This is a genomic window from Streptomyces chryseus (assembly GCF_014650755.1).
Lineage (GTDB): Bacteria > Actinomycetota > Actinomycetes > Streptomycetales > Streptomycetaceae > Streptomyces > Streptomyces chryseus.
Genome location: NZ_BMVO01000001.1, coordinates 367,055 through 390,977, shown reverse-complemented (window position 1 = coordinate 390,977; position 23,923 = coordinate 367,055). Strand labels below are relative to the sequence as shown.

The 23,923-nt window shown below is 72.4% G+C and carries 19 protein-coding genes; 12 read left to right on the top strand and 7 right to left on the bottom strand.

Translation table 11 applies throughout. From position 1 onward, the window contains the following. Positions 1-33: 33 nt before the first annotated feature. The 3 genes from IE185_RS01835 to IE185_RS01825 are packed head-to-tail and all read right to left on the bottom strand — an operon-like array spanning position 34 to position 3,681. Entirely contained in the window at positions 34-645 is a 612-nt protein-coding gene (locus IE185_RS01835; protein WP_138898689.1) for a TetR/AcrR family transcriptional regulator, read from the bottom strand. An 11-nt stretch (positions 646-656) separates the two neighbouring features. Continuing rightward, a complete protein-coding gene (locus IE185_RS01830) occupies positions 657-2,825 on the bottom strand; it encodes a YhgE/Pip family protein (RefSeq protein ID WP_138898690.1) in 2,169 nt (722 codons plus the stop codon). Further along, a complete protein-coding gene (locus IE185_RS01825; RefSeq protein WP_138898691.1) occupies positions 2,797-3,681 on the bottom strand; it encodes an ATP-binding cassette domain-containing protein in 885 nt (294 codons plus the stop codon). Before IE185_RS01825 ends, IE185_RS01830 begins: the two co-directional genes overlap by 29 nt. A 154-nt stretch (positions 3,682-3,835) precedes the next feature. Here IE185_RS01825 and IE185_RS01820 point away from each other — a divergent pair, with 154 nt between their 5' ends. The 3 genes from IE185_RS01820 (at position 3,836) to IE185_RS01810 (ending at position 5,943) form a co-directional block, all read left to right on the top strand. Continuing rightward, positions 3,836-4,381 (top strand): SAV_6107 family HEPN domain-containing protein, encoded by a 546-nt coding sequence (locus IE185_RS01820; protein WP_189714473.1) that lies wholly within the window; start codon positions 3,836-3,838, stop codon positions 4,379-4,381. Between the two features lie 103 nt (positions 4,382-4,484). Then, the gene (locus IE185_RS01815; RefSeq protein ID WP_138899366.1) at positions 4,485-5,255 is read left to right on the top strand and encodes a methyltransferase; all 771 of its coding nucleotides are present in this window, start codon (positions 4,485-4,487) and stop codon (positions 5,253-5,255) included. A gap of 283 nt (positions 5,256-5,538) precedes the next feature. After that, a complete protein-coding gene (locus tag IE185_RS01810) occupies positions 5,539-5,943 on the top strand; it encodes an SCO2097 family morphological protein (RefSeq protein WP_138908714.1) in 405 nt (134 codons plus the stop codon). A gap of 159 nt (positions 5,944-6,102) precedes the next feature. Here IE185_RS01810 and IE185_RS01805 read toward each other — a convergent pair whose 3' ends face one another. From IE185_RS01805 to IE185_RS01790, 4 genes are all read right to left on the bottom strand, one after another. Further along, positions 6,103-8,529, bottom strand: coding sequence for a transglutaminase TgpA family protein (locus IE185_RS01805; protein WP_138897455.1), 2,427 nt, complete (start codon positions 8,527-8,529; stop codon positions 6,103-6,105). After that, a complete protein-coding gene (locus IE185_RS01800) occupies positions 8,526-9,959 on the bottom strand; it encodes a DUF58 domain-containing protein (protein ID WP_138897456.1) in 1,434 nt (477 codons plus the stop codon). Before IE185_RS01800 ends, IE185_RS01805 begins: the two co-directional genes overlap by 4 nt. Next, complete coding sequence (locus tag IE185_RS01795) at positions 9,959-10,993, bottom strand: AAA family ATPase (RefSeq protein WP_138897457.1); 1,035 nt, start codon at positions 10,991-10,993, stop codon at positions 9,959-9,961. Before IE185_RS01795 ends, IE185_RS01800 begins: the two co-directional genes overlap by 1 nt. Positions 10,994-11,204: 211 nt before the next feature. Then, on the bottom strand, positions 11,205-11,768 hold the full coding sequence (locus IE185_RS01790; protein WP_138897458.1) for a beta-class carbonic anhydrase: 564 nt from the start codon (positions 11,766-11,768) through the stop codon (positions 11,205-11,207). Positions 11,769-12,162: 394 nt separating this feature from the next. On the opposite strand from IE185_RS01790, the gene rsmH reads away from it, so the two are divergent. The 9 genes from rsmH to murG all read left to right on the top strand — a co-directional run bounded on the left by rsmH (position 12,163) and on the right by murG (position 23,892). Beyond that, positions 12,163-13,119, top strand: a complete 957-nt coding sequence (gene rsmH, locus IE185_RS01785; RefSeq protein WP_138897459.1) for a 16S rRNA (cytosine(1402)-N(4))-methyltransferase RsmH — start codon at positions 12,163-12,165, stop codon at positions 13,117-13,119. Further along, a complete protein-coding gene (gene ftsL, locus IE185_RS01780) occupies positions 13,116-13,673 on the top strand; it encodes a cell division protein FtsL (RefSeq protein WP_189714471.1) in 558 nt (185 codons plus the stop codon). Before rsmH ends, ftsL begins: the two co-directional genes overlap by 4 nt. A gap of 76 nt (positions 13,674-13,749) precedes the next feature. Further along, the gene (locus tag IE185_RS01775; protein WP_189714469.1) at positions 13,750-15,723 is read left to right on the top strand and encodes a peptidoglycan D,D-transpeptidase FtsI family protein; all 1,974 of its coding nucleotides are present in this window, start codon (positions 13,750-13,752) and stop codon (positions 15,721-15,723) included. Positions 15,724-15,736: 13 nt separating this feature from the next. After that, positions 15,737-17,437, top strand: coding sequence for a UDP-N-acetylmuramoyl-L-alanyl-D-glutamate--2,6-diaminopimelate ligase (locus IE185_RS01770; protein WP_138895411.1), 1,701 nt, complete (start codon positions 15,737-15,739; stop codon positions 17,435-17,437). Further along, positions 17,434-18,849: a UDP-N-acetylmuramoyl-tripeptide--D-alanyl-D-alanine ligase gene (locus tag IE185_RS01765; RefSeq protein ID WP_138895412.1), complete on the top strand. Its 1,416-nt coding sequence runs from the start codon at positions 17,434-17,436 to the stop codon at positions 18,847-18,849. Before IE185_RS01770 ends, IE185_RS01765 begins: the two co-directional genes overlap by 4 nt. Further along, positions 18,846-19,916, top strand: coding sequence for a phospho-N-acetylmuramoyl-pentapeptide-transferase (gene mraY, locus IE185_RS01760; protein WP_138895413.1), 1,071 nt, complete (start codon positions 18,846-18,848; stop codon positions 19,914-19,916). Before IE185_RS01765 ends, mraY begins: the two co-directional genes overlap by 4 nt. After that, a complete protein-coding gene (gene murD / locus IE185_RS01755; RefSeq protein ID WP_138895414.1) occupies positions 19,913-21,331 on the top strand; it encodes a UDP-N-acetylmuramoyl-L-alanine--D-glutamate ligase in 1,419 nt (472 codons plus the stop codon). Before mraY ends, murD begins: the two co-directional genes overlap by 4 nt. A gap of 59 nt (positions 21,332-21,390) precedes the next feature. Next, on the top strand, positions 21,391-22,791 hold the full coding sequence (gene ftsW, locus IE185_RS01750; RefSeq protein ID WP_138895415.1) for a putative lipid II flippase FtsW: 1,401 nt from the start codon (positions 21,391-21,393) through the stop codon (positions 22,789-22,791). A 6-nt stretch (positions 22,792-22,797) separates the two neighbouring features. Further along, positions 22,798-23,892, top strand: a complete 1,095-nt coding sequence (gene murG, locus IE185_RS01745) for an undecaprenyldiphospho-muramoylpentapeptide beta-N-acetylglucosaminyltransferase (RefSeq protein WP_138895416.1) — start codon at positions 22,798-22,800, stop codon at positions 23,890-23,892. Positions 23,893-23,923: the final 31 nt, after the last annotated feature.

Genomic DNA, 23,923 nt, shown 5'->3' with positions numbered 1-23,923 from the left:
CCGCGTTCCCCGGTCGCGTCGGCCGGCCGTCGGCTAGCGGCGGCCGCTCACCCGGCCGTGCAGCAGCAGCGACAGCGCGGAGTGCACGTCGTCGATCGTCCGCTCCCGCTGGAACGCCTGCCAGTCCAGCGCCGCCACCAGCACCATGCCGACGAGCGCGGCCGCCGTCAGCGGAATGTCGATCTCCTTGCTCAGCTCACCGTTCTCGACGCCCTCGCGCAGCACCGTCTCGACGACGGCGACGGCCTCCTGGCGCACCACCAGCAGCGTCGACTGCCAGGCCCTGTTGGTGCGCCACAGCTCGGCGACGTACAGCTGCGTGAACGCGGGATACCGGTCGATGAAGCCGAGACCGGCCCTGATCATCGCGTCGAGGGCCTCCACCTTGGTGCCCCCGCGCTCCTGCGTCTCGTCAGCGGCGGCCCGCAGGGACGCGGTGAGGAGCCCGACCCCGTGCCGCAGCAGCTCCTCGAAGAGCTCGGTCTTGCTTTTGAAGTTGTAGTAGACCGTGCCCTTGGCGACCCCGGCGCGCTCGGCGATCTCGTCCACCGTGGTCGAGGAGAACCCCTGCTCCGCGATGAGAGTGACGGCCGCCTCGTAGAGCTTCTGCCGGGTGACCTGGCGGCGCGTGCTGCTGCTGTCCATGGACATGATTCTCACAGGCTGAGCTCCGGGTGCAGACGGTCGAGCGTCCAGACCTGCTTGCGCCGCGCCGAGAGCGCCGTCAGCGCCACCGCTCCGGCCGTGAAGGCGAGCAGCACGACGCTGCCCGTCCAGACCGGTTCCAGGCCGCCGCCCGTGATGAGCCGGCGCAGGCCCTCCACGACGTACGTCATCGGCAGGAAGGGGTGGATCGCGTTGAAGAAGCCCGGACTGGTCTGTACGGGGTAGGTGCCGCCCGCCGAGGTCAGCTGGAGCATCAGCACGGCGAGGACGAGGATGCGGCCCGCCGCGCCGAACCGCGCGTTCAGCCACTGCACGATCGCCGAGAAGCAGCCCGTCACCAGGACCAGGAATCCGATCGTCCCGGCGGCCCGTTCCATCCGCAGGCCGAGCCCCCAGTGGAGTACGGACATCAGCGCGGCCACCTGCAGCACGCCGAGCGCCGCCACCGGCAGCCAGCCGGCGAGGGCGATCCGCCAGGCCGAGGCCCCCGCCGCGAGCGCGCGGCGGTTGAGCGGCTGGATCAGCATGTACGCCACCATCGCGCCGACCCACAGGGACAGCGGGATGAAGTAGGGGGCGAAGCCGGTGCCGTAGTTGGGCGCCTTGTGCATCGACTGGGAGGCGAGCTGGACCGGGTCGGCCATCACGCCGGTGCGCTGGTCGCGCTTCTCCTTGTCGTAGTCCGGGATCTTGCCGACGCCCTTGTGCAGGCCGCTGGCGAGATCACCCGAACCGTCGACGAGCTTGATCAGGCCGCCGTTCAGTTCCCCGGCGCCGGACTGGAGCCTGGCCAGCCCGTTGTCGAGGTCGGTGGCACCGGTGTCGAGCCTGCCGATGCCGCTGTCGAGGTCGACCGCACCCGTCTTCGCGGAACCGAGACCGGTGCTGATCCTGGCGGCGCCCTCGGCGACCTTCTTGGCGCCGTTGTTCAGGGCGTTGACCTGGCTGACGGCGGTGTCGAGGTCCTCGTCCAGATGGGGAGCGCGTTCCGCGATCTTGCGCGCCTGGTCCTGGAGCTTGCCCAGTTCCTTGTCCAGCTGGTCAAGATCGCCGCGCTGGTTCTTGACGAGGTTGTTGACGTCCGCGGCGATGAGAGCCGTGTCCGCCGCGGCCTTGTCGGCCTTCTTCAGGTGCGGGCAGGCGGGGTCGGCGAGCGGCTGGTTCACACAGCGCGCTGCGTAGACGGTGTGCAGTTCGTCGGCCGCCACACGGGAAGCCTCGGCCGCGACGGGCGCGCGCTTCACGAGCGAGCCGAGGTTGTCCCGGACGATCCGGGTGCTGTCGGCGACGAGTTTCGCGGTGTCGCCGACCGTCTTGCCGTTGTCCCTGAGGTACGGGCTGACCGAGTTCGCGATGCCGTTGACCTTGTCGGCGAGCCGCTGCGTGCCGTCGGCGACCCCCTGTGCGCCGGTCTTCAGCTCGCCCGACTTGGTGTGCAGGGTCCTCAGGCCGCCGGACAGCTTGGTGCTGGCCTTCTTGGCCTTCGTCAGTCCCTGGGAGAGTTCCGCCGAACCGGCTTTGGCCTTGTTGAGGCCCCCCTTGAGATCGCTGGAGCCCTTCTTCGCCTTCCCGATCCCGCCCCTGATGTCGTCGGCGCCCTTGGCCGCCTTCTCGGTGGAGTCGTGGATGTCGGAGAAGGAGATGAAGATCTTGTCGAGGAACGAGCGCGAGGCGTCCTTCGAAGCGGCCGTCCGCACCTCGGAGAAGACCGTTCGCGAGATCTGCCCGACGATGTAGTTGTTCGCGTCGTTGGTACGCACCCGAAGCGCGCTCGTCTCGGGAACGTCGCCGGAGCTGGACGCGATCCGCTCGCTGAAGTTCTCGGGCATGGTCAGGGACAGGTAGTACGCACCGTCCTCGACCCCCCTGCGGGCCTCGTCGGCGCTCACCTCGTGCCACTCGAAGACCTTGCTGTCGAGCAGCTTCTCGGTGATCTCGTCACCGGCGGCGATCTTCTTGCCGCCCGCCTCGGCGCCCCTGTCGTCGTTGACGAGCGCGACGGGTATCCGGTCGAGCCTGCCGTACGGGTCCCAGAACGACCACAGGTACAGCGCGCCGTACAGCAGGGGGAGCAGCAGCAGCGCGACGAGCGCGGCGCGCGGCAGCTTTCCCCTGCCGAACCGCTTCAGCTCAAGCGCGGCCAGTTTCGGCGATCGCATCGTCCGCCCCCTCCTCTGTGTCGGTACGGGTCTCGGTGTCGGTCTCGGGCCCGGCTTCGGAGTCGGCCTCGGTGCCGTCCCTCGGCTCGGACTCCGGCTCCGGCTCCGGCTCCGACTCAGGTTCCGGTTCCGGCTCGGGTGCGGTGCCGGTCGCCCCCTCGGTTCCGGTGGTGACCCGCAGCGCGTCGTCGGGCGCCTCGCTGCACACCGCGAGGACGGTCGTCCCCCCTCGGGCGACGGACCGCAGCAGCTCCCAGGCCTGCGCACGTTCGGCGTCGGAGAGCTTGAGGTCCATGTCGTCCACCGCGAGCAGCCGGGGGCGGCCCATCAGCGCCAGGCCGACGGACAGCCGCAGCCCCTCCAGGCGTTCCAGGTCCCGTACGGACGTACGCGCCCCCTTGGGCAGCGTCTCCAGGTCCAGGCCCGCCGCGTCGAGAGCGGCGTCGATCCTGGCCCGCGCCTCTGCGGCCCGTACGGCGCGGGGCCGCAGCAGGGCGCGCAGCGAGCCGTCGAGGCGGCGCTGGAGGAGCGCCCGCTCCCGCAGATGCTCGGCGACGGTGAAGGCCGGGTCGAGCTCGTTGACACCGGTGACCGGGCCGAGGGCGCTCATGCGGCGTACGGCGGCCATCTTCTTCGGCAGCCGCAGGCCGCCGACCTCCGCGTGGCCCTCGGTGGGACGCATGCGGCCGGTGAGGGCGAGCAGGAGACAGGTGCGGCCGGAGCCGGACGGACCCTCGACCGCGACGAGCGCGCCGGGCCGTGCCGCGACGCTCACCCCGCGGAACGCCCACCCGCGCGGGCCCTTCAGCCCGAAGTCCTCCGCGGTCACCGCTGCCCCGTGCGGGCTGCTGTCCACACGCCCTCCCCACTTTTGAACTGACCAGTCAGTGCAAAAGTAGCCCGAAGCCGCTCTCGAAGCAAAAAGGCCAGGTCAGGGCCGATTGTCAGTGGTGGCCCTCACGATGGACACATACGGCTACAGAGCCGTCACGCGACGAAGGAGGTTCGTCATGGCTCGCACGTCTCGCACGTCCTCAGCTGCCGCACACCGCCGCCGCGCCACCGGCCCCGCCCCCTCGGCGACCGGGCCCGCCGCCGACGTCCACCCGGTCCTGCGCAGGGCCGGTGCGCCGCCCGCCGCCCTGGACCTGCTCGCCCAGGCCCACACCGGGCTGGACGAGGCCGCGGGCCTCGACGTCCCGAACGAGCGGTACGCCACAGCCCACCTCGCCGCCCTGCGCACCGCCGCCGCCGTCCTCGCGGCCCGAGGGCGGCCCGAGACCACCGCGAGCCGGCGCCGGCGGATCCGCAGTGCCTGGGAGGTCCTCCCGGAGGTCGCGCCGGAACTGACCGAGTGGAGCGCGCTGTTCGCCTCGGGCGCCCGCCGCCGGGCCCAGGCCGAGGCGGGCATACAGGGCGCGGCCGGCGCCCGGGACGCCGACGACCTGCTGCGCGACGCCGCGATGTTCCTGCGCCTGGTCGAGCGGCTGCTGGTGCTCGACCCCGTGCTGCCACGGCCCCGGGCGGGGAGCGCGGACCACTCCGACGCGGGATGACGGGACCGGTTCGCGGAGGCAATAGGGTGGGCAGGGCGTTTATCGCCCGCACCGTTCACCGCCCCGCCGCCCGCGGCGGCACCGCGCCGAGGAGTCAACTGCCGTGTCGGACCCGATGCGCCCCCGCGCCTCCCTTCGTACCGCCGTCGTCTGGGAGGTCCTCAAGGAGGCTCTCGACGACAAGGTCGAGGCGGCCGGGAGCGACGCCCTGGACGTCCTCGACACCGGTGGCGGCACGGGCAACTTCGCGGTGCCCGTCGCCCGCCTCGGCCACCGCGTCACCGTCGTCGACCCCAGCCCCAACGCGCTGTTCGCGCTGGAGCGCCGGGCCGCCGAGGCGGGCGTCGCGGACCGCGTGCGCGGGGTGCAGGGCGACATCCACGGCCTCTTCGACGTGGTCGAGCGCGGCGGCTACGACGCGGTGCTGTGCCACGGAGTCCTGGAGTACGTCGACGACCCGGCCGAGGGCGTGCGCAACGCCGTCGACGCCCTGCGCCCCTCGGGCACCCTCAGCCTCCTCGCCGCCGGCCTCGGCGGCGCCGTCCTGGCCAGGGCTCTGGCCGGGCACTTCACCGAGGCCAGGCATGCCCTCGGCGACCCGGCCGGCCGCTGGGGCGAGGGCGACCCGGTACCGCGCCGGTTCACCGCCGAGCAGCTCACCGAACTGGTCGCCAAGGCCGGCGTCGAGGTCGGCGCCGTCCACGGCGTACGGGTCTTCGCCGACCTCGTCCCGGGCGCCCTGGTGGACACCGAGCCCGGCGCTCTCGACGCCCTGCTCAAGCTGGAGGCCGCCGCCGCCGAGCTGCCCGCCTTCCACTCCGTCGCGACCCAGCTGCACGTCCTCGGCCAGAAGCAGGGGCCCGACCGGCGCTGACGAAGCCGCTCCCCGGCAGCCGGGAAGCGGCTGATCAGCAACGCAGTGGCGCATGGAGTCCGCCACAGGCCCCCCGATCGGCCGCCTGGCCCCGTATGATCGGAGCACACCGTGCGCATGGCGGATCGGCCGACGGGGAATGCACTCCTCAGGCAACCGAGACGGCATGGCGGCCCGGAATGTGAATTGGCGTAGAGGGCGGGTTTCACGGGGGCGATTCCCTGCCTATTCTGAAAGGGCCGCAAACGGTCGCCCCCCGCGACCGACGAGTAGGAGGACTCCCGTGCCGCTCTCGGAGCACGAGCAGCGAATGCTCGAGCAGATGGAGCGAGCGCTGTACGCCGAAGATCCCAAGTTCGCGACAGCGCTTGAGGGAAGCGGGCTGCGTACGTATACCCGACGACGGGTCTACCAGGCAGTCGCAGGCTTCCTGGTGGGTATCGCGCTCCTCATGGCCGGAATGGTCGCACAGCAGATCTGGGTCAGCGTGGTGGGCTTCCTTGTGATGCTCGGCTGCGCGGTGCTCGCGGTCACCGGCTGGCGCAAGGCCCCGAAGCCGGGGGAGCAACCGGCTCCCGGTACCGATACCGGTGCGGCTGCTCGCAGCCGGCCCCGGCAGCGACGGTCGGTCATGGACCGCATCGAGCAGCGGTGGCAGCGCCGCCGCGAAGAGGGCCAGGGACACTGACCCGGGCCGCCTCCGCTGACCGGACACCGGTCGATCGCATCCGACACTTGCACACGAGTGAGGGGTGACCGCTTCCACGCGGTCACCCCTCATTTCGTTTCCCCCGCCGCCCCCGTCAGCCGTGCGGGCCGCCTCGTCAGCCGTGTGCGGGGCCGCCCGTCAGCCCCGCTGCCGGGACGGGCGGCGGCGCAGGGCCCCCGCCCACCGCTCCACGTTCCCGCGGCCCGCGTTCCACCGGTTCATAGCGGTGGCCCAGCGGGCCGAAACGGCCCAGACCACCCGGACAGCCGAGCGCGGCGCGAGAAGTGCCCGCAGACGCGCTCCGCGCCCCGCGGCGGCGCGCAGCCCCGCCCGGACCAGCCGCGCCTCCTCGGCGAGGCTCCCCGCCACCGGAGGCCGGGGGGAGTACAGAACCTGCTCCACGGCGCCCGCCGCCCGGTGCACGGCCTCGCCGGACGCCCCTTCGAGCTTGCCGAGGCGCACGATCCGCGCGGCCGCCTTGCGGGGCGTCTGCGACTCGTCCGGCGCGATGCCGTAGTCCCACGCCGCGTCGGTGATCTCCCGCCAGCCGGCGAGCGTACGGGCGGCCGCATCCGCGGGCGTGCGCCCCTCGGCGCCCAGCCGTCGCCTACGCACCTGGATGCGCCAGAGCAGCGGCAGCAGCACCACCAGCACCACGAGCAGCACGCCCAGCACCACCAGCAGCGGGCCGAGCGGGAACCCCGTGTCGGTGGGGCCTGCGCCGCCCTGCGGCGCGGGTCCGCCGCACTCGCCCTGCCGCCTCATCTGCGGAGGGCAGCTGTCCGTGACGCTCGGCGCCGCCGAAGGCGCGTCCGTCGTGCTCGGCTGCGCCTGAGCCGGGTCGGACGGGGTCACGGCCGGCGTCTCCTCGCGGGTGTAGTCCGGCACCGAGCCGCGGCTCGGCGTCGGCTCGAAGCGGGTCCACCCCACGCCCTCGAAGTACAGCTCCGGCCAGGCGTGCGCGTCGCGCAGCCCCACCGACATCGTCCCGTCACCCTGCGCGGTGCCGGGCGTGAAGCCCACCGACACCCGCGCCGGGATGCCGAGCGTCCGGGCCATCGCCGCCATCGAGAACGAGAAGTGGACGCAGAAGCCTTCCTTGTCCCGGAGGAAGCGGGCGATCGCGGCCGTGCCGCTGCCCGACTGCACCTCGGTGTCGTACGTGAAACCGCCCTTGGCGGCGAACCAGTCCTGGAGCGCCACCGCCCGCTCGTAGTCGTTCGAGGCGTCCTTCGTGATGCGCAGCGCGGTCGACTCGACCACCTCGGGCAGCGATCCGGGGACCTTCGTGTACTCGCGCAGCAGCCGGGCCGGCGGCGGGGTGGCCGCGGCCAGCTGCCCGGCGGTCGGCCGCACGATCAGGCTGCTCGCCGTGTACCGCACGCCCTTGGTGGTCTGTCCCCGGTCGCCGACCAGGGTGCGGCCGGCCGGTTCGTAACGCCAGCGGCCGCCGATGTCCACCCGCGTCACCGGGTAGGGGAGCGGGAGGTAGCTCTGCGCGTACCAGCCGGCGGCCGAGACGCTGGAGCTGATCTCGGTCGTACGGACCCCGGGTCCGAGCCCCTGCGGGCGCGGCAGCCGGTCCGGTACGTCCTCGATCCGGCGCTCGGACGACTTCCACGCGGCGCCGTCGAACTGGTCCAGCGCGACGATCCGCAGATACAGGTCCTTCGTGTTGTCCGAGTTCGTGCGGTACCGCAGCACCTCGCGGTCCTCGGGCTGGTTGAGGCTGTTCTGCAGCGAGACCAGCGGGTTGACCGCCGAGATCGTGCCGCCGCCGGAGCCGCCGCCGCTCCCGCCGCCCGTACCGCTCAGCAGCCCGCCGTCCAGGGCGGGCAGCGCTGCGGGGACGGCCAGGGCGATGCCCATCGCCAGTACGCCGATGCGCCGGCCCGTACGGACCGGGGCCAGCGCGGAGCCCCCCGCCGTCTCGTACCCGGCGGCCGCCTTGCGCCCGGCGGCGCGCGGCGCGCCGCCGAAGACGCGCCCCCACTGCGAGAGCCGGTCCCGGCCCTCGGCCAGCAGGAGCAGCAGGTAGCCGGAGGCCGCCAGCAGGAACCACAGCCAGCCGGCGCCACCCTGGGACAGCCCGGCGGCCACCGAGTAGAGCGCGAGCAGGGGCAGCCCGGCCGGGGCCGCGCTGCGGCACGTCAACGCGATCGCGTCCACCGCCAGGGCGATCAGCAGCACACCGCCGACCAGCATCAGCCTGATGCCCTCGGTCGCCGGCGCCGGAATGGCGTACCGCCCGACCTCCTCGGCGCCCGTCGTCAGCAGCCGCGCGAACTCCTGGAACGCCTCGGGCCCCGGCAGCACCCCGCCGATCGCCGCCTCCCCGGCGAACACAGCCGTCAGCAGCAGCAGCGCCACCAGGGCCTGGACCGCCACGGTCAGCGTCCGGGCCAGCGGCACCCGCCGCGCGAGCGCCCCCACCCCCGCCTGTACCGCCACCAGTAGCGCCGCCGTCAGGAACCACGAGGCCTTGTCGACCAGCGGCAGCAGCGCGCCCGCCGTCATCAGGGTGGCCGCCGTGGCGCACAGCGCCAGCCGTCCGCGACCGCTCATGACCTACCCCCCGTTGTGCCCGCCGCGCCGCCCGCGGGGGAGGCCCCCGAGCCGGTGCGCTGTCGTTCGGCCATCCGCCACAGGTCGGCGAGCGGCATGCCGGGCGGCACGGTCAGCACCGTCCACCCCGCCTCACGCAGCGGCCTCACCCGCTCCTCGGCCGCCGCCGGCACGCGTGCCATGAGGCCCGCCGCGTCCTGTGCCCCGCCCTGGCCGGGCGCGCGCCCCGGCGTCCAGGTCTCGCTGTCCAGCACGAACGCCACGGCGGCTCCGCTGCGCTGACGCATGCGCGCAGCCACCGCCGCCTGGTCCTTGTCCAGGTCGCCGAAGAAGGCGACCAGCAGCCCTTCGTTGCCGCCGCGCAGCACGTCGTACGCCGGGGAGAGCCCGGGGCCGTCCGAATGTCCGACGACGGCGAGCGTGTCCATCATCAGCCCGGCGGAGTCGGCCGTCTCCTGGGTGGCGCCGGCGAAACCGTCGGCCCCCTCGCCGGGGACGGAGTTGCCGGTGTCGGTCAACAGCCGTACCGAGAAGCCCCGTTCGAGCATGTGCACCAGGGCGGAGGCCGCCCCGGACACCGCCCACTCGAAGGCCGAGTCGGGACCGGCCCCCTGGTACGCGTCCTCCCGGGTGTCGAGCAGCACCGTGCACCTGGCCCGCTGCGGCTGCTCCTCGCGGCGCACCATCAGCTCGCCGTAGCGCGCGGTGGAGCGCCAGTGCACGCGGCGCAGGTCGTCGCCGTGCCGGTAGCCGCGCGGGATCACGTCGTCCTCGCCCGCCAGCGCGAGCGAGCGGTTGCGCCCGTCGCCGTACCCGGACGCCTCGCCCGTCATCCGCACGGCGGGCAGCGCCTCGACGCGCGGGATCACGGTCAGGGTGTCGTACGCGCTGAACGAGCGGGTCAGCTCGCACATGCCGAAGGGGTCCGTCAGCCGCAGCTGGAGCGGGCCGAGCGGATAGCGCCCGCGCAGGTCGGAGCGGACGCGGTAGGAGACCTCGCGCCGGCCGCCCGCCTCCACCCGGTCCAGGACGAACCGGGGCCGCGGCCCGAGGACGTACGGCACCCGGTCCTGGAGCATGAGCAGACCGGTGGGCAGCCGCGAGACGTTGTCCATCCGCAGGTGGACGCGCGCCTCCGAGCCCGTCGGCACGCGCGAGGGCGTCAGCCGCCTGCTGCCCGCGACCCGGTACCGGGTGCGGTGCAGCACCGTCACGCAGACCAGCGGCAGCACCGCGAGCAGCAGCCCGACCCGCAGCAGGTCGCCCTGGCCCAGGACGTAGGCGCACGCGGCGGCGGCCACGCCGGCCGCCAGGAACGACCGGCCGCGCGTGGTCAGCCCGGACAGGGCGGCCCGCAGACCGCCCTTGTCGCCGTCGCCGTCCCCGCCGCCGTCGCCCGCCGCCGGTGCGGCGAGGCCCCCGGCCGCCATCACAGCCGCCGTACGCCGGGCTGCTGAGCGCCGTACGCCGCGGCCGCGCCGGGCTGCACCGTCCTGCCTTCCGCCGTCGGTACGGACGTGCGCTGGAGGATGTCCCGTACGACCTGCTCGGAGGTACGCCGGTTCAGCTGGGCCTGGGCCGTCGGCAGCAGCCGGTGGGCGAGCACCGCCACGGCCAGCGCCTGCACGTCGTCGGGCAGCGCGTAGTCGCGGCCGCTCAGCGCGGCGGAGGCCTTGGCGGCGCGCAGCAGGTGCAGCGTCGCGCGCGGCGAGGCGCCGAGGCGCAGGTCCGGGTGGGTTCGGGTGGCCGAGACCAGCTCCACGGCGTAGCGCCGAATCGCGTCGGCCACGTGCACCGTGCGGACCGCGTCGATCAGCTTCAGGATGTCGTGGGCGTGCGCCACCGGCTGGAGGTCGTCGAGCGGCGACGCCGCGCCGTGCACGTCGAGCATCTGGAACTCGGCGTCGGCGCTCGGGTAGCCGATGGAGACCCGCGCCATGAAGCGGTCGCGCTGGGCCTCGGGCAGCGGGTACGTGCCCTCCATCTCCACCGGGTTCTGGGTGGCGACCACCATGAAGGGCGAGGGCAGCTCGTAGGTCTGGCCGTCGATGGTGACCTGGCGCTCCTCCATCGACTCCAGCAGCGCGGACTGGGTCTTCGGCGAGGCGCGGTTGATCTCGTCGCCGATCACGATCTGGGCGAAGATCGCGCCCGGCTTGAACTCGAAGTCCCGCCGCTGCTGGTCGTAGATGCTGACCCCGGTGATGTCCGAGGGCAGCAGGTCGGGCGTGAACTGGATCCGCCGCACCGTGCAGTCGACGGATCTCGCGAGCGCCTTGGCGAGCATCGTCTTGCCCACGCCCGGCACGTCTTCGATCAGCAGGTGCCCCTCGGCGAGGAGCACGGTCAGCGAAAGCCGTACGACCTCCGGCTTGCCCTCGATCACGCTCTCCACCGACCTGCGGACCCGCTCCGCTGTGGTGGTCAGATCTGTGAGGCTCGCTCGATCGTCATAGGTCGTCACCCGGCCCTCCTCGGCCCCGTTCTACGGGCGGGCGCCGCGACTGCGCGGCGCCCGCCCCGAAACACGGACATCACGCACGGAGGTTCCGGCGCGATGTCACACCCGCATTGTTGTTGCCGTTACCCGTTCGTGTCACTCGCCTGTGGACAACGGGGAGGGTTATGTCAGGGGTTGCCGTGTTTCGTCCGCACATTTTCGTGTGCGGACTGCCTCACGTGACGGGGTCGATCTCCCGCAGCAGGCCGGTGGCCACGTCGAAGACGAAGCCGCGTACGTCGTCGGTGTGCGGCAGAAACGGCGAGGTCCGCACCCGCTGCATCGACTGGCGGACGTCCTGGTCGACGTCCCGGAAGGCCTCCACGGCCCAGGACGGACGCTGCCCGACCTCGTGCTCCAGCTCGACCCGGAAGTCCTCCGTGAGGCGTTCGAGGCCGCAGGTCGTGTGGTGGACGAGTATGACGCTGCGGGTGCCGAGCGCGCGCTGGCTGATGGTCAGCGAGCGGATCACGTCGTCGGTGACCACGCCGCCGGCGTTGCGGATGGTGTGGCAGTCGCCCAGCTCCAGGCCGAGGGCGTCGTGCAGGTCGAGGCGGGCGTCCATGCAGGCGACCACGGCGACGTGCAGCACGGGCCGCGCGTCCATCCCCGGGTCTTCGAAGCCGGCGGCGTACTCCCGGTTCGCCTCTACGAGGCGGTCGATGACGGTACCGTCGGAGCGCGATTTGACGCGCTTCTGGGCATTGGACTCGGCGGGTACATGCGCGGAAGTCGACATGCCCTAGACGTTAATCGTCGCCGGCGGCGCGAGCCCGCTGTGAGATGGGACAAAGAACGTCAACAAGGCTTGTTGTGAGGTAACCCACAGGCGTCGACGCGCGTACTCCGTACGAGTGAAAACAAGCCCGCGCCGCGCGCTGGGCCGTTGATTGACCGGGAGGACGAGTCGACTAAAGTGACGCGAAGTGGGTGGCGTGACGCGTCCCTTACTGCTTTACGGACACATCTCGCACATTCCGAACTTCCCCGCGTGCGCGGCGTACGTACGGCCCGGCCTCCTCCCGCTCGCCGGTCGGCCGACGCCACTTCCCCGGCGCCGGCAGGCCGTCCCCTTTCGAGCGGGTGGGGACCAGGCCGTACGTGCACGACCGCGCCGGTACCTGAGAGGGCGCATGAGCCAGACCCGACACGTCCCGGTGATGCTCCAGCGATGCCTGGACCTGTTGGCCCCGGCCCTCCAGAAGCCGGGTTCCGTGGTCGTCGACTGCACCCTCGGCCTCGGCGGACACAGCGAGGCCATGCTGAAGGCCTTCCCCGAGGCGCGGCTCGTCGCCCTCGACCGGGACAAGGAGGCGCTGCGGCTCTCCGGCGAGCGGCTCGCCCCTTTCGGTGACCGGGCCACCCTCGTCCACGCGGTCTACGACGAGCTGCCCGAGGTACTGGAGCGGCTCTCCGTCCCCCGCGTGCAGGGCGTCCTGTTCGACCTCGGCGTCTCCTCCATGCAGCTCGACGAGCGCGAGCGCGGTTTCGCGTACGCCCACGACGCCCCGCTCGACATGCGCATGGACCAGACGACGGGCGTGAGCGCCGCCGAGGTCCTCAACACGTACCCGCCGGGCGAGCTGGTGCGGATCCTGCGCCAGTACGGCGAGGAGAAGCAGGCCAAGAGGATCGTCTCGGCGATCGTGCGCGAGCGCGAGAAGGAGCCCTTCAGCAACAGCGCGCGGCTCGTCGAGCTGATCCGCGACGCGCTGCCGCAGGCCGCCAAGCGCACCGGCGGCAACCCCGCCAAGCGCACGTTCCAGGCGCTGCGCATCGAGGTCAACGGAGAGCTCAGCGTGCTGGAGCGGGCGATCCCGGCGGCCGTGCAGTCGCTCGCCGTGGACGGGCGGATCGCGGTCCTCTCGTACCACTCGCTGGAGGACCGCCTGGTCAAGCAGGTCTTCGCGGCGGGCGCCGCCAACACGGCGCCGCCCGGTCTGCCGGTCGTGCCCGAGCAGTACCAGCCCCGGCTGAAGCTGCTGACGCGCGGCGCGGAACTGCCCACCGAGGACGAGATCGCGGAGAACCGCCGCGCCGCCCCCGCGCGGCTGCGCGGCGCGCAGCGCATCCGGGAGGACGTGCGGTGACCAGGCCGGCCAAGCAGCTGAAGGGACGCGCCGCGCGGTTGTCGCGGCTGATGCCGTCGGGGCCCAACCAGGCCGCCAGGACCCCCTTCGTGCTGCTGGTCGTGCTGCTGCTCGGCGGCGGCCTCATCACGCTGCTGCTGCTGAACTCCTCCCTCAACGAGGGCTCGTTCAAGCTGAGCGAGCTGAAGAAGCGGACCACCGAGCTGACCGACGAGGAGCAGGCGCTCCAGCAGGACGTGGACGACCGCTCCGCGCCCGGCGCGCTGGAGCGCAGGGCCCGCGAACTCGGCATGGTGCCGGGGGGCAGCCCCGCGTTCCTCGGCCCCGACGGCACGGTCCGCGGCGTGCCCTCCCAGGCGTCGGCGGCGCTCGGCCGCCGTACGCCGCTCAGCCTCCCCGCTCCCGTCCCGCCCCCGGCGGTGGCCCCCTCCCCGCCGGCCGCCGCCCCGCCCGCCGTGCCCGCCCCGCCCTTCCCGGCGCCGCCCGCGTCGCCGTCCGCCGCCGCTCCGGCCCCCGCCGGTCCGCCCGGCCCCGCTTCCGTCCCGGTCCCGTAAGCCCGCCCGCAGCCGGCAGCTCCGCGCCGGCCCGTCCCGTCCGCGAAGCCGACCACGACCCCCGGCAGGTGACGCAGTGCCCCCCCAGGAACCACCGCGCCGCCGCGTGCCCGGCCCCGGGCGGCCGCGCAGCGGCGGTCGCCCCAAGCCCCCCGCGCGCCCCGCGCCGCGCCGCCCGGTGGCGCGGCCGCGCCCCGCTCCCAAGGCCGCGCGGTCCCTGGTGCTCGGCAGTCCCCGGCCCCGGCTGCGGCTGGTCGGCGTCGGGCTCACGCTGGTCATGCTGGCCTTTGTCGTACGGCTGCTCCAGGTGCAGGCCGTCGACGCGAGCACGTACACCGCCAAGGCCGAGAAGAACCGGTACTCCAGCGCCACGCTGGCCGCCGAGCGCGGCCAGATCACCGACCGCGGCGGCATCGCGCTGGCCACCAGCGTCGACGCGCACAACATCACGGCCGACCCCTCGATGTTCACCGAGAAGTTCACCAAGACCACGGACGCTCCCGAGCAGGCCGCGGCGCTCCTCGCGCCGATCCTCCGCAAGGACACGGACGACCTGGCGAAGAAGCTGAGGAAGCCCAAGAGCCTGTACGTCCGCCTGGCCCAACGCCAGACGCCGCAGATCTGGAACCAGATCAAGGACCTCAAGAGCGTCTTCGCCGAGAAGGCCGCGGCGGACAAGGCCAAGGGCGGCAAGGGCGTCAACGTCCTCGCCGGCGTCTTCCAGGAGGCCAGCAGCAAGCGCGTCTACCCCAACGGTGATCTCGCCGCCGGGATACTCGGTTACGTCAACGCCGAGGGCAAGGGCGCGGGCGGCCTGGAGACCCAGCTGGACGAGGAGCTCGCCGGCAAGGACGGCGAGATCAAGTACGCCCAGTCCGGCGGCCGCAGGGTCCCCACCGTCGGTGCCCGCGAGGTGCCCGCGGTCCCCGGCTCCGACATCGAGCTGACCATCGACCGCGACATCCAGTGGGCCGCCCAGGACGCCATCAGCGAACAGGTCGAGAAGTCGGGGGCGGACCGCGGCTACGTGATAGTCCAGGACACCCGCACCGGCGAGGTCCTCGCCATGGCCAATTCGCCCGGCTTCGACCCGAACGACCTCTCGCAGGCCGACGCGGCCGCCATGGGCAACGCGGCCCTCCAGGACGCGTACGAACCCGGCTCCACCGCCAAGGTCATGTCCATGGCCGCGGTACTGGAGGAGAACGCCGCCGCCCCCGGCACGCATGTCGTCGTACCCAACCGGCTGCACCGCGGCGACCGGCTGTTCAAGGACGACATCGACCACCCGACCTGGCACCTCACGCTCAACGGCGTCCTCGCCAAGTCCAGCAACATCGGCACCATCCTGGCGACCGAGCAGCTCGGCAAGACCCGGCGCGAGGCCAACCAGGTCCTGCACTCCTACCTGAGCAGGTTCGGCCTCGGGCGGCCCAGCGGCCTCGGCTACCCGGGGGAGACCTCGGGCATCCTCGCCAAGCCGAAGGACTGGAGCACTTCGCAGCAGTACACGATCCCGTTCGGCCAGGGCCTGTCGCTCAACGCCATGCAGGCGGCGTCCGTCTACTCGACGATCGCAAACGGCGGCGTACGGATCCAGCCAACGCTCGTGCGCGGCACGAAGGGGCCCGACGGCCGCTTCACCCCCGCCCCGGCGCCCAAGAAGACCCGGGTGGTCAGCGAGAAGACCGCCAAGACCCTGGCCGCCATGCTGGAATCGGTCGTGGACGACGAGGAGGGTACGGGCACCAAGGCCCGCATCCCGGGCTACCGCGTCGGCGGAAAGACCGGCACCTCCAACCGGGTGGATCCGGCCACCGGACGCTACAAGGGCTACACCGCGTCCTTCGCCGGATTCGCACCCGCCGACAAGCCGCGCATCACCGTCTACTGCGCCATCCAGAACCCGACGAAGGGGAGCTACTTCGGCGGCCAGATCTGCGGACCCATCTACAAGCAGGTGATGGAGTTCGCCCTCAAGACCCTCCAGGTCGCACCGACCGGCAGCAAGCCCGCCCGGCTGCCGGTGTCCTTCACACCCGGCGAGTGACTCAGGACCACCAGTGACAACCATCACCCGAAACTCCGGGAACCGCGAAGACCCCGACGCGGGCCGGCACCCCTCGTTTAGCGGGGGGCCGGGTACGCCCGGTACGCTCACCGCCGTGCCACACGCTGATCAGTCCCAAACCACCCAGAAGGACGCCCCGGTGACCTACCCCGGAGCGCCCCGGCCGGTCGAGGTCCACCCGACACCCCTCGGGGAGCTGGCCGAACGGCTGGGTGTCGAGGCCCGAGCCGACGAGAGCGCGGCCGAGGTCACCGGCATCACGCACGACTCCCGCGCGGTCAGGCCCGGCGACCTCTACGCCGCCCTGCCCGGGGCGCGCCTGCACGGCGCCGACTTCGCCACCCAGGCGGCGGGGCTCGGCGCGGCGGCGATCCTCACCGACCCCACCGGCGCCGCCAGAGCGGCGGCCACGGGCCTGCCCGCCCTGGTCGTCGAGGACCCGCGCGGCCGGATGGGTGAGCTCGCCACCGAGATCTACGGCCACCCCGGCGACGCCCTGCTCCAGCTCGGCATCACCGGCACGTCCGGCAAGACCACCACGGCGTACCTCGTCGAGGGCGGTCTGCGGGCGGCGGGCCGCACGACCGGCCTCATCGGCACGGTCGAGATGCGCATCGGCGACGAGCGCATCAAGTCCGAGCGCACCACGCCCGAGGCCACCGACCTCCAGGCCCTGTTCGCCGTCATGCGCGAACGCGGCGTCGAGGCGGTCGCCATGGAGGTCTCCAGCCACGCGCTGGTGCTCGGCCGGGTCGACGGCTGCGTCTTCGACGTCGCGGTCTTCAACAACCTGAGCCCCGAGCACATGGAATTCCACTCCGACATGGAGGACTACTTCCAGGCGAAGGCACGTCTCTTCACCCCGGAGCGCAGCAGGACCGGCGTCGTGAACTTCGACGACGAGTACGGCCGCAGGCTCCTCACCGAGTCCGGCGTCCCGGTCACCTCCTTCTCCGCCGAGGGCCACCCGGACGCCGACTGGCATGCCGAGGACGTCGAAGTCGGCCCGTTCACCAGTACGTTCACGGCCGTCGGCCCCCAGGGCGAGCGCGTCGTCGCGACCGCCCCGCTGGCCGGCCCGTTCAACGTCGCCAACACGCTCGCCGCGATCGTCACGCTCGCCGTCGCCGGCGTCGACCCGCAGACCGCCGCCGACGGCATCGCCGCCGTCCCCGGCGTGCCGGGCCGCCTGGAGCGCGTGGACGAGGGGCAGCCGTACCTCGCCGTGGTCGACTACGCCCACAAGACGGACGCTGTCGAATCGGTCCTGCGCGCGCTGCGCAAGGTCACCGAGGGAGAGCTGCACATCGTCCTCGGCTGCGGCGGCGACCGCGACAAGCAGAAGCGGCCCTCGATGGGCGCCGCTGCCGCCCGCCTCGCCGACACGGCCGTACTGACCTCCGACAACCCCCGCTCCGAGGACCCCCTCGCGATCCTCGCCGCGATGCTCGCGGGGGCCGCGGAGGTGCCCGCGCACGAGCGCGGCGACGTCCTGGTCGACGCCGACCGGGCCACGGCCATCGCGGCGGCGGTCGCCCGCGCCAAGCCCGGCGACACCGTGCTCGTCGCCGGCAAGGGCCACGAGCAGGGACAGGACATCGCCGGAGTGGTACGCCCCTTCGACGACCGCCAGGTGCTCCGCGCGGCCATCCGCAGCGCCGGATCGCTCCACGACAGCGGGGTGACCCCGTGATCGCACTCTCCCTCGCAGAGATCGCCGGCATCACCGGCGGGCAGTCGCACGACATACCGGACAGCGGCCTCCAGGTCACCGGGCCCGTCGTCATCGACTCCCGCGAGGTGGAGCCCGGCAGCCTGTTCGCCGCCTTCGCCGGCGAGAAGGTCGACGGCCACGACTACGCGGAGCGGGCCGTCGCCGCCGGCGCGGCGGCCGTGCTGGCCACCCGGCCCGTCGGCGTGCCCGCCGTCGTCGTGGACGACGTCACCGAGGCGCTGGGCGCCCTGGCGCGCGCCGTCGTCGAGCGGCTCGGCACGAAGGTCGTCGCCCTCACCGGCTCGGCCGGCAAGACGTCCACCAAGGACCTGATCGCCCAGCTGCTCCAGCACAAGGCGCCCACGGTCTGGACGCCCGGCTCCCTCAACAACGAGATCGGCCTGCCGCTGACCGCCCTGCGCGCCACCGAGGAGACCGAGCACCTGGTCCTCGAAATGGGCGCCCGCGGCATCGGCCACATCCGGTACCTCACCGGGCTGACCCCGCCGCACATCGGCCTCGTGCTGAACGTCGGCACCGCCCACATCGGCGAGTTCGGCGGCCGCGAGCAGATCGCCGAGGCCAAGGGCGAGATGGTCGAGGCGCTGCCGGCCGCCGACGCGGGCGGCGTGGCCGTGCTCAACGCCGACGACCCGCTCGTACGGGCCATGGCGTCCCGCACCAAGGCCCGCGTGCTGCTCTTCGGCGAAGACGCAGATGCGGACGTACGGGCCGAGAACGTCCGGCTGACCGGGAACGGACAGCCTGCCTTCATCCTTCACACACCCACCGGGTGCAGTGACGTGACCATGCGGCTGTACGGTGAGCACCACGTGTCGAACGCGCTCGCCGCGGCCGCCGTCGCCCATGAGCTGGGCATGTCCGTGGACGAGATCGCCACCGCGCTCTCCGAGGCGGGCACGCTGTCCCGCTGGCGCATGGAGGTCACCGAGCGTCCTGACGGCGTGACAGTCGTCAACGACGCCTACAACGCGAACCCCGAATCCATGCGAGCCGCCCTGCGCGCGCTCGCGGCCATGGGTCAGGGGCGTCGTACGTGGGCGGTGCTCGGACAGATGGCCGAGCTGGGTGACGATTCGCTCGCCGAGCACGACGCGGTCGGACGGCTCGCCGTCCGGCTCAACGTCAGCAAGCTCGTGGCAGTCGGGGGCAGGGAAGCGTCCTGGCTGCAGCTGGGCGCTTACAACGAGGGTTCGTGGGGTGAGGAGTCGGTGCACGTGTCCGACGCGCAGGCGGCGGTCGACCTGTTGCGCAGTGAGCTGCGTCCGGGAGACGTCGTGCTGGTGAAGGCTTCCAGGTCGGTCGGTCTCGAGCGGGTCGCGCAGGCGCTCCTCGACCACCGGACCGAGGGTGAGGTCACCGGCCGATGAGGCAGATCCTCTTCGCGGGAGCCATTGGGCTCTTTCTGACCCTGATCGGCACTCCGCTGCTGATCAAGCTGCTGGCCCGCAAGGGATACGGGCAGTTCATCCGGGACGACGGTCCGCGCGGCCACCACGGCAAGCGCGGTACGCCGACCATGGGCGGCATCGCCTTCATCCTGGCCACGCTCATCGCGTACGCCCTGGCGAAGGTGATCACCGGCGAGAAGCCGAGCGTCTCCGGTCTGCTGGTGCTCTTCCTCATGGCGGGCATGGGCCTGGTCGGCTTCCTCGACGACTACATCAAGATCGTCAAGCAGCGTTCGCTCGGCCTGCGGGCCAAGGCGAAGATGGCCGGACAGCTGATCGTCGGCGTCGCGTTCGCCGTGCTGGCCCTGCAGTTCAAGGACGTGCGCGGCAACGCCCCGGCGTCCACCCGGCTCTCCTTCGTCCAGGACTTCGGCTGGTCCATCGGCCCGGTGCTGTTCGTGGTCTGGGCGCTGTTCATGATCCTCGCGATGTCGAACGGTGTGAACCTCACCGACGGCCTCGACGGTCTGGCCACCGGCGCGTCCGTGATGGTCTTCGGCGCGTACACCTTCATCGGCCTGTGGCAGTTCCAGGAGTCGTGCGCCGACGCGCCGAGCCTGACGAACCCCGAAGCCTGTTTCGACGTACGAGATCCACTCGACCTCGCGGTCGTCGCCGCCGCCCTCATGGGCGCCTGCTTCGGCTTCCTGTGGTGGAACACCTCGCCCGCCAAGATCTTCATGGGCGACACCGGCTCGCTCGCTCTCGGCGGCGCCCTCGCGGGTCTGGCGATCTGCTCGCGCACCGAGTTCCTGATGGCGCTCCTCGGCGGCCTGTTCGTCCTCATCACGATGTCCGTCGTGATCCAGGTCGGCTCGTTCAAGCTGACCGGCAAGCGCGTCTTCAAGATGGCGCCGCTCCAGCATCACTTCGAACTCAAGGGCTGGTCCGAAGTCCTTGTCGTGGTCCGCTTCTGGATCATCCAGGGCATGTGCGTGATCATCGGCCTCGGGCTCTTCTACGCGGGCTGGGCGGCCGACAAGTGACCGGAGCGACCTGGACCGGCAAGCGGGTGACCGTCGCGGGTCTCGGCGTCTCGGGGATCCCCGCAGCACGTGTGCTGCGGGGCCTCGGGGCCCACGTCACCGTCGTCAACGACGGCGACGACGAGCGCTCGCGCGCCCAGGCCGCCGAACTGGAAGCCCTCGGCGTCACCGTGCGCCTCGGCGACGGCGCGACCCTCCCCGAGGGCACCGAGCTCGTCGTCACCGCGCCCGGCTGGAAGCCCGACAAGCCGCTGTTCCTGGCCGCCGCCGAGGCGGGCGTGGAGATCTGGGGCGACGTCGAGCTGGCATGGCGCCTGCGCGGGCCCGGGGCCGCTCCCTGGCTCGCGGTCACCGGCACCAACGGCAAGACCACGACCGTGCGCATGCTGGCCTCCATCCTGGAGGCCGCCGGCCTGCGCACCGCCGCCGTCGGCAACATCGGCGTGTCGTTGCTCGACGCCGTCCTCGGCGACGAGAAGTACGACGTCCTGGCCGTCGAGCTGTCCAGCTACCAGCTGCACTGGGCGCCCTCGCTGCGCGCCCACTCCGCCGCCGTGCTGAACCTCGCCCCCGACCACCTCGACTGGCACGGCTCCATGGCGGCGTACGCCGCCGACAAGGGCCGGATCTACGAGGGCAACCAGGTCGCCTGCGTCTACAACGCGGCCGACCCCGCCACCGAGGACCTGGTCCGCGAGGCCGACGTCGAGGAGGGCTGCCGCGCGATCGGCTTCACCCTCGGCCCGCCCGCGCCCTCCCAACTCGGTGTCGTCGACGGCATCCTGGTCGACCGCGCCTTCGTCGCGAACCGGCAGAAGAACGCGCAGGAGCTGGCGGACGTCTCCGACGTCAACCCGCCCGCGCCGCACAACATCGCCAACGCCCTCGCGGCGGCGGCCCTCGCCCGCGCCTACGGCGTCGAGCCCGCCGCCGTGCGCGACGGCCTGCGGGCCTTCCGCCCCGACGCCCACCGCATCGAGCACGTCGCGGACGTCGCCGGTGTCGCGTACGTCGACGACTCCAAGGCCACCAACACGCACGCCGCCGAGGCGTCCCTCGCGGCGTACGACCCGATCGTGTGGATCGCGGGCGGCCTCGCCAAGGGCGCCACCTTCGACGAGCTCGTCCAGAAGTCCGCGAAGCGGCTGCGCGCCGCCGTCCTCATCGGCGCCGACCGCGCCCTGATCCGCGAAGCCCTCGCGCGACACGCGCCCGAAGTACCGGTGGTCGACCTCGACCGGACCGACACTGGGGCGATGTCGGCGGCGGTCCGGGAAGCGGCGCGGCTCGCGCGGCCCGGGGACACGGTCCTGATGGCCCCGGCCTGCGCCTCCATGGACATGTTCACCAACTACAACAAGCGTGGCGAGGCATTCGCCGACGCCGTACGCCAGTTGGCTCCGGAGCGCGACTAGCGGACCGGTCCCCGCGCCACGGACCGGTCGGCGCAGCGCATGAGTGGAGGGGACACGAGATGTTGGCCGACGACATCGCCCCGCGCGGCCGCGGTGTGCTGCGCGGGCGCGTGGGGACGGCGGGTGCACGGCCGGCGGGGACGCGCCCCGCCCGCCGTCCGTCCGCCGCCCGCCGCCGGGGCGGGTTCCTGAGCGGGCCGCCCGGCGAGAACCGTCTGCGCCGGCTGTACGAGCAGGCGCGGCGCACCTGGGACCGGCCTCTGACGGCGTACTACCTCATCCTGGGCAGCGCCCTGCTGATCACCGTGCTCGGGCTCGTGATGGTCTACTCCGCCTCGATGATCAAGGCGCTGGAGCTGTCGCTGCCCGCGTCGTACTTCTTCCGCAAGCAGTTCGTCGCGGCGGTCATCGGAACCGCCCTGCTGCTCGCCGCCTCCCGGATGCCCGCCAAGCTGCACCGCGCGCTGTCCTACCCGCTGCTGGCCGTCACCGTCTTCCTGATGGTGCTCGTCCAGATCCCCGGGATAGGAGTCGCCATCGGCGGCAACCAGAACTGGATCTCGCTCGGCGGCCCCTTCATGCTCCAGCCCAGCGAGTTCGGCAAGCTGGCCCTCGTGCTGTGGGGGGCCGACCTGCTCGCGCGCAAGCAGGACAGGCGGCTGCTGACCCAGTGGAAGCACATGCTGGTGCCGCTGGTCCCCGTCGCCTTCCTGCTGCTCGGCCTGATCATGCTCGGCGGCGACATGGGTACGGCGATCCTCCTCACCGCGATCCTGTTCGGGCTGCTGTGGCTCGCGGGAGCGCCCACCCGGCTCTTCGCAGGCGTGCTCGGCTTCGCCGCCTTCGTCGGCTTCGTCCTCATCAGCAACAACGCCAACCGGATGTCACGGCTTGCCTGCACCGGCGCGACCGATCTCGGTCCCAAGGGTGAATGCTGGCAGGCGGTGCACGGAATCTATGCTCTCGCCTCGGGCGGATGGTTCGGTTCCGGACTGGGGGCAAGTGTGGAGAAATGGGGGCAACTCCCTGAGCCCCACACCGACTTCATCTTCGCCATCACCGGTGAGGAACTGGGTCTGGCGGGGACGCTGTCGGTACTCGCCCTCTTCGCGGCTCTAGGCTATGCGGGTATCCGCGTGGCCGGACGCACGGAGGACCCCTTCGTGAGGTACGCCGCGGGAGGTGTGACCACCTGGATCACGGCGCAGGCCGTGGTCAACATCGGTGCGGTGCTCGGTCTGCTGCCGATCGCCGGTGTCCCGCTCCCGCTGTTCTCGTACGGGGGCTCCTCCCTGCTGCCGACCATGTTCGCCGTAGGGTTGCTGATCGCCTTCGCGCGAGAGGATCCCGCTGCGAAGGCCGCCCTCGCCATGCGAAGGACCGTCCTTGGCAAAGGGGCCGGGGTGAGATGGAAGACGATGAGACGGCGCGTCAAGAAGCGTCCGTCCGGAGAGCGGTGAATTTCGGTGCATGTCGTACTCGCCGGTGGGGGGACCGCCGGCCACATCGAGCCCGCGCTCGCCCTCGCGGACGCACTGCGGAGGCAGGACCCTTCCGTGGGCATCACAGCCCTCGGCACGGAGCGCGGACTCGAGACCAGGCTCGTACCCGAGCGCGGCTACGAACTCGGGCTGATCCCCGCGGTCCCGCTGCCCCGCAAACCCACCCCGGAACTGATCACCGTCCCCGGGCGTCTGCGCGGCACCATCAAGGCCGCCGAGCAGATCCTGGAGCGTACGAAGGCCGACTGCGTCGTCGGCTTCGGCGGTTACGTCGCCCTGCCCGGCTACCTCGCGGCCAAGCGCCTGGGCGTGCCGATCATCGTCCACGAGGCCAACGCGCGGCCCGGTCTGGCCAACAAGATCGGTTCGCGCTACGCGCACGCCGTGGCCGTCTCCACCCCCGACAGCAAGCTGCGCGGCGCCCGCTACATCGGCATCCCGCTGCGCCGCACCATCGCCACCCTCGACCGGGCCCGGGTCCGCCCCGAGGCGCGTGCCGCCTTCGGCCTCGACCCGAACCTGCCGACGCTGCTCGTCTCCGGCGGCTCCCAGGGTGCGCGGCGGCTCAACGAGGTGATCCAGCAGGTCGCGCCGGTGCTCCAGCGCTCCGGGATCCAGATCCTGCACGCGGTCGGCCCCAAGAACGAGGTGCCGCGCGTCGACAACATGCCCGGGATGCCGCCGTACGTCCCGGTACCGTACGTGGACCGGATGGACCTCGCGTACGCCGCGGCCGACATGATGCTCTGCCGCGCGGGCGCGATGACCGTCGCCGAGCTGTCCGCCGTCGGGCTCCCCGCCGCCTACGTCCCGCTGCCCATCGGCAACGGCGAGCAGCGGCTCAACGCCCAGCCGGTGGTCAACGCCGGAGGCGGCCTGCTGGTCGACGACGCGCAGCTGACGCCCGAGTGGGTGCAGAGCCAGGTGATCCCGGTCCTCGCGGACCCGCACCGGCTGTTCGAGATGTCCCGCGCCGCCGCCGAGTTCGGCCGCCGGGACGCCGACGACCTGCTCGTCGGCATGGTGTACGAGGCGATCGCCGCACGCAGGGCCGGCTGAACGGCCCACCGACGCAGGTGCCAGGAGGCGA

Bases quoted from the DNA above. Each gene is read 5' to 3' on its own strand.
- mraY (WP_138895413.1), top strand. From the start codon at position 18,846: ATGAGGCAGATCCTCTTCGCGGGAGCCATTGGGCTCTTTCTGACCCTG.
- IE185_RS01835 (WP_138898689.1), bottom strand. From the start codon at position 645: ATGGACAGCAGCAGCACGCGCCGCCAGGTCACCCGGCAGAAGCTCTAC.
- IE185_RS01800 (WP_138897456.1), bottom strand. From the start codon at position 9,959: ATGGCGGCCGGGGGCCTCGCCGCACCGGCGGCGGGCGACGGCGGCGGG.
- IE185_RS01805 (WP_138897455.1), bottom strand. From the start codon at position 8,529: ATGAGCGGTCGCGGACGGCTGGCGCTGTGCGCCACGGCGGCCACCCTG.
- IE185_RS01830 (WP_138898690.1), bottom strand. From the start codon at position 2,825: ATGCGATCGCCGAAACTGGCCGCGCTTGAGCTGAAGCGGTTCGGCAGG.
- rsmH (WP_138897459.1), top strand. From the start codon at position 12,163: ATGAGCCAGACCCGACACGTCCCGGTGATGCTCCAGCGATGCCTGGAC.
- ftsW (WP_138895415.1), top strand. From the start codon at position 21,391: ATGTTGGCCGACGACATCGCCCCGCGCGGCCGCGGTGTGCTGCGCGGG.
- IE185_RS01790 (WP_138897458.1), bottom strand. From the start codon at position 11,768: ATGTCGACTTCCGCGCATGTACCCGCCGAGTCCAATGCCCAGAAGCGC.
- IE185_RS01820 (WP_189714473.1), top strand. From the start codon at position 3,836: ATGGCTCGCACGTCTCGCACGTCCTCAGCTGCCGCACACCGCCGCCGC.